This window comes from Streptomyces sp. 150FB, assembly GCF_000818195.1.
Lineage (GTDB): Bacteria > Actinomycetota > Actinomycetes > Streptomycetales > Streptomycetaceae > Streptomyces.
On sequence record NZ_JTHL01000001.1, the window covers coordinates 2,065,611 to 2,066,815 of the forward strand.

At 76.3% G+C, this 1,205-nt stretch carries 1 protein-coding gene and 1 pseudogene; both read left to right on the forward strand.

Features of this window, described 5'->3' with window-relative positions; translation table 11 throughout:
• The coding region (locus QR77_RS48380) for an ADP-ribosylglycohydrolase family protein (protein WP_236710566.1) at positions 1-629 on the forward strand (629 nt) is incomplete at its 5' end.
• Positions 626-1,205: pseudogene (locus QR77_RS48385) on the forward strand (ADP-ribosylglycohydrolase family protein); the annotation flags it as partial. The gene QR77_RS48380 and the pseudogene QR77_RS48385, both read left to right, overlap by 4 nt.

A 1,205-nucleotide genomic window follows, 5' to 3' on the forward strand; every position in this document is an offset into this window, starting at 1 on the left:
AGGCCGCGCGGCTGGTGGCGGTGGACGGTTGTGTGAGCCATGACGGGGAGGGCATCTACGGTGGCCGCGCCGTGGCCGCCGGGGTCGCCGCCGCGATGACGGGCGCGAGCCCGGCGGCGGTGATCGCCGCGGCGCTGTCCGTGATCCCGATGGACTCCTGGACGGCCCGCTCGCTGCGCCGGGGCGTCGTCGCGGCGCGGCGCGAGTACCACGACACGCTGGCGATGGAGCGCGGGCTGCGCTCGTCTGTGGTCATCGGCGGCTACCCCTGGACGGATCTGGCCCCGGAGGCGGTGGCGCTGGCCTTCGGCGCCTTCGCCGCGGCGCGGGGTGACTTCCGTACGTCGGTCCTCACCGCGGTCAACATGGGCCGCGACGCCGACACGACGGCGGCGGTCGCCGGCGCGCTGGCCGGGGCGCTGTCGGGGGCGGGGGCGATCCCGGCGGAGTGGGCGTCGGCGATCGGGCCGGTGCGGGGGAGCTGTCTGCCGTCGATGCGGGGGTACCACGTGCTGGACATCGCCGATCTGCTGACGCCCTACGACGACCAGCTCGCCGAGCCCGTCGGGCTGGTCGGGCTCGGCGGGGCCGCGGGTGCTGAAGGGACCGGCGCGGGGTGGATTTCATGACACCGGACACGCGACTGACCACGGCGAGTACGGGCTCCGGTCGTGAGTCGCGAACAACGGCGCAGGGCGCGCCCGTCTCCGTACCCGCGCCGCTTCCCGCCGAGGCCGACGCGGGTACGGGTTCCGGCCCGCGCCGTATCGAGGGTCTGCTCCTCGGTCTCGCCGCCGGTGACGCCGCCGGGTGGCCGGCCGCGCGGCACCGGGCGGCCAGGATGCCCGAGTGGACGCGCCGTCTGACCCGGGAGCTGGACACCTTCGCCGAGCAGAACGCGACCACCACCCTCCCCGTACCCATCGCCCTCAACCAGCCCCCCGAGCCGCTGCGGCTCGGGCCCTCCGACGACGCCGAGTGGGCCGCGTTCACCGCGGGGACCGTACTGACCGCCGCCGGTGGTCTCTTCGACGGGCTCGGCGCCGACCGGCGGATGCGGGCCGCGATCGATCTCGCCTGGAGTTCCCTCGCGGGCGAGATCGCCGCCGCGGCCGACCGGGCGCCCGAGGTCGAGTCCGCCGTGCTGCCGCTGCGGGCCCGGATCTCCGTACGGGCCGGGCTCGGCAATCTCGCGGCGGGGCTGC